This window comes from Alteromonas sp. 4NH20-0056, from assembly GCF_057539655.1.
In genome coordinates this window covers 1-3,202 of sequence record NZ_BAAJLS010000020.1, presented here as the reverse complement: position 1 = coordinate 3,202, position 3,202 = coordinate 1, and the positions used below count along the sequence as shown (strand labels likewise).

Annotated in this window: 6 protein-coding genes; all 6 read left to right on the top strand. The window is 40.2% G+C overall.

Annotation, left to right across the window (positions count from 1 at the left end):
* Nucleotides 1-432 precede the first annotated feature (432 nt).
* Nucleotides 433-834, top strand: coding sequence for a hypothetical protein (locus AC27EZ_RS18025; protein ID WP_487136651.1), 402 nt, complete (start codon nucleotides 433-435; stop codon nucleotides 832-834).
* Nucleotides 835-948: 114 nt separating this feature from the next.
* The gene (locus tag AC27EZ_RS18020; protein WP_487136650.1) at nucleotides 949-1,323 is read left to right on the top strand and encodes a hypothetical protein; all 375 of its coding nucleotides are present in this window, start codon (nucleotides 949-951) and stop codon (nucleotides 1,321-1,323) included.
* Between the two features lie 113 nt (nucleotides 1,324-1,436).
* Nucleotides 1,437-1,661, top strand: coding sequence for a hypothetical protein (locus tag AC27EZ_RS18015; RefSeq protein ID WP_487136649.1), 225 nt, complete (start codon nucleotides 1,437-1,439; stop codon nucleotides 1,659-1,661).
* 118 nt (nucleotides 1,662-1,779) lie between these two features.
* Nucleotides 1,780-2,124 carry a VOC family protein gene (locus tag AC27EZ_RS18010; RefSeq protein WP_487136648.1) on the top strand — a complete coding sequence of 115 codons (345 nt, stop codon included), beginning with the start codon at nucleotides 1,780-1,782 and terminating at the stop codon, nucleotides 2,122-2,124.
* Between the two features lie 150 nt (nucleotides 2,125-2,274).
* Nucleotides 2,275-2,658, top strand: coding sequence for a cupin domain-containing protein (locus tag AC27EZ_RS18005; RefSeq protein ID WP_487136647.1), 384 nt, complete (start codon nucleotides 2,275-2,277; stop codon nucleotides 2,656-2,658).
* A gap of 132 nt (nucleotides 2,659-2,790) precedes the next feature.
* Nucleotides 2,791-3,202: hypothetical protein (locus AC27EZ_RS18000; RefSeq protein ID WP_487136646.1), on the top strand; the 412-nt coding region annotated here is incomplete at its 3' end.

Below are 3,202 nucleotides of genomic sequence, written 5' to 3'. Positions count from 1 at the left end.
GTTAGGCGTCATTTACTTACAGCATTAAAATGTGGGTTCAGTCGTGACATTCCGGCATATAGGTTGTTTCGCTAGGTTGTCTTTACGGCTTGCTTTTTCGGTAGTTTCAGTAGCTTTAGCAACGCGCTTTTCTTAAACACCGCAACGCCAACACTCAACATCACCAGTTTTCTAAACTCGCTCTTTTATCCAGCAATACCGTTAACATCTAGCTTTTCGCACAGGGTTGTTTTATCTTAATTTCAATAATTTAAATACGCGGTCTAATCGGCTAGTGGTGGCAGCAAAGCTGCGTACTTTCAGTTGTACGCCTAACAAAACGCTGTTGGCACTCCCTTCGGTCGCTGGGACGCAAACACGGGGCCGCTTCGCGATTATAGCCCCGTGCCTGCGCCCCAAAGCTTAAAGTTAGATTTCTTTAGGATAATTCAAATGTTTTTCAAAAAAAATAAAAACAATTCAGAACCAGAAAACACAAATACAATTAAAGCTGTATTCTGGGGCGCAAGTGATAGAATGATTTGTTGCAAAGGAATCGATTGCGATACAAATGAATTCAACAATACATCTGAAGAAAATCTAAATGAAATTGGGTATATAGGTACCTTGGAAATCAAAACACCTAATTCTGATGATGGAATATTTATCCATGCTTTTTACAGTGGCCAATGGTCTTTTGCAATTAGTCCTTCTGACGAGGAAAACGATGAATTACCTAACTGGAAAATAACTCGCGAGTGGGGTTCAATTAATTCTCACTCTGAAACAGTAACAATAGAATGTCCTCCAGATTCAAGAGTCGACTTAATTAAGCCCATCGGCACAGAAATCTAACAAGGCAATTAAGTCGGACAGCTAAACGTTGGTTGCTGTTCGTTCCTCACAACAATTATAACCAACGTTTATCTGACCGCTTATTGCGGGCGTTATGTTGCAAGGAGGCTCAGATTGAGAATTATATTTGTCGTTATTTTATTTATGTTAGGTGGTTGCTCAAGTACTGATAACGAGGAAAGTAAATTTAGTAAGATGAAACACGTAAGCGGTAACACATACGTAGACTCGGAAGGGAAATACCATCAAAAGTTATCTTCAGTGCAACAGTCGAGACTTCTTAAAGCCATTGAGAAAAGAGACAAAGAGTACAACTTACCGAGCAAATCAGAATACAAAACTTGTCTAGAGTTGATTGATTTATTAAAAAGTAGAAAGATAGAAATACTCTCGATAAAAGAAAAAGAAGTGGAAATCAAAATAAAGCATAATGTTACTACTACATATGGTTTTCCAACTCCGTCATGTATTGAGGGTTCAGCAACATAACAAGGCGCTCAAAAGGACAAAAACAGTTGGTTTTTGCTCCTTCGTCGCTTATTTTAACCAACTATTTATTGCCTCTTAACGAGGCGTTATACATCTCGTGGGAAACGTTGAAAATGTTCGTTAAATCTCCTTTTTGGGACGCCGTTATTCGTAACACTGTATTCATTCAGTTCGCAATTTTGTTTATTGGATTAATAAAAGCGTGGGGAGATGGCGGGTTAGGCAACATTTCTCTGGGTAATTTTTTATACGCAATGGCTATAACAATTCCTTTATCTATTATTACTAGCCTACTTATAGTTATGTATGAATCACGTAAAGCTAAAAGCGATGTATAACAAACCAATTAAGCTCGCTCCCTGCGGTTGCTGGGACAGTTACTCGCCCGCGCTGCCGCTATTTTCGCGGGCAAGCAACTGCCCCTTATTGGGGCGTTAGCTGCCTTTGGAAATATTCATGGATGTAATAGATATAAAAACATTTGTTCCGAGTAAGGATTACGAGGTTTCGAAATCTTTCTACTCGGAAATTGGATTCAAATCAGAATACGTAACCGATGACCTCACGCTTTTTGAAAACGGAGATTGCCTTTTCTTTTTACAGCGCTTCTACAATGAAGAACTTGCCAAAAACTTTATGTTGCAAATATGCGTTTCAGACATCTACGATGCGCATGAGATATGTTCTAATTCGGAATGTAAATCCAAGATCACGCCAATACAACAAGAGTCTTGGGGTAAAGTGTTTTATTTATGGGGACCAGCAGGTGAGCTGTTGCATATTACGCAGTTGGGCAGCTAACAAAACGCTCAAGCCACTCCCTTCGGTCGCTGGGACGCCAATACGCGGGGCGGCTGCGCCATTATGCCCCACGTATCTGCGCCCCTTAGCTTAAAGTTAGCTGCACTTAGGTCACTTCAATTTATCTACATGGACGACAGGAAAAGAAACTTGAATAGTATAAAACTACCAAAAGAATTCGATACAACATCGCCAGCAGGTGCAAACGTGCGTCTTTTAGCCGGCAATGAAACAGGAGGAATGATTCACAGCACCGTCCCTCCATTTCAAACAAATAGAGCCGTAGTCCATTCAACTGTAGATGAACTTTGGTATGTTTTAGAAGGACATGGTGAAATATGGCGAAAAAATGGGAATGAAAGCAGTATTACTACGCTTACTCCAGGTGTATCGATTGAGCTGCGCAAAAGCACTAAATTTCAATATCGTAATGTTTCTAATAGCGACCTTAAATTTGTTTGTATAACAATACCAGCTTGGCCAGGAGAAGAAGAGGCAACATACATTGAAGGTATTTGGGAACCCAGCCTCTAGACACAGGTGCAGCTAACAAACAACTGTTGGCACTCACTGCGTTCGCTGGGACACAAACACATGGGCTCCCTTCGCTTTGCTCGTTATTATAGCCCATGTATTTGTGCCCCAAAGTTGGGCGTTAGGCACCAAATGGACATCATTAGCCTTTTAGGCAGAAAGCTTAAATCAAGTCTTATTAATGACCTCTTTGAAATGTATGATGTTGATGTGTCATACCAATACGAACGACGAGGTGAAAACGAAGCTGATCACTACTCAGCTTCGATTGACGAACTTGGCTTAGAATTCTCGTTTAATTCCGAACAAGTTCTACAAACAATTTTCATAACTAGTAAAAGTTCTTTCGAAAAAGTTAATAGTTTTAGTAGTATCAAGGAAGTCGAGTCCTATTGCCACGAGCAAGCTTTGAGTTTTGAGAAAGGAACTTCTAAATTTCTGGGGACTTTCCGTGAATGGATAAAATTGTCTTATTTAAATCACTCCATCCACTATGAATTTCAAGACTCAACTTTGCACATGGTGACATTGGAGGCCGTTGGTG

Excerpts from the sequence above, each read along its gene's own strand:
- AC27EZ_RS18015 (WP_487136649.1), top strand. The coding sequence starts at position 1,437 with ATGTTCGTTAAATCTCCTTTTTGGGACGCCGTTATTCGTAACACTGTA.
- AC27EZ_RS18025 (WP_487136651.1), top strand. The coding sequence starts at position 433 with ATGTTTTTCAAAAAAAATAAAAACAATTCAGAACCAGAAAACACAAAT.
- AC27EZ_RS18010 (WP_487136648.1), top strand. The coding sequence starts at position 1,780 with ATGGATGTAATAGATATAAAAACATTTGTTCCGAGTAAGGATTACGAG.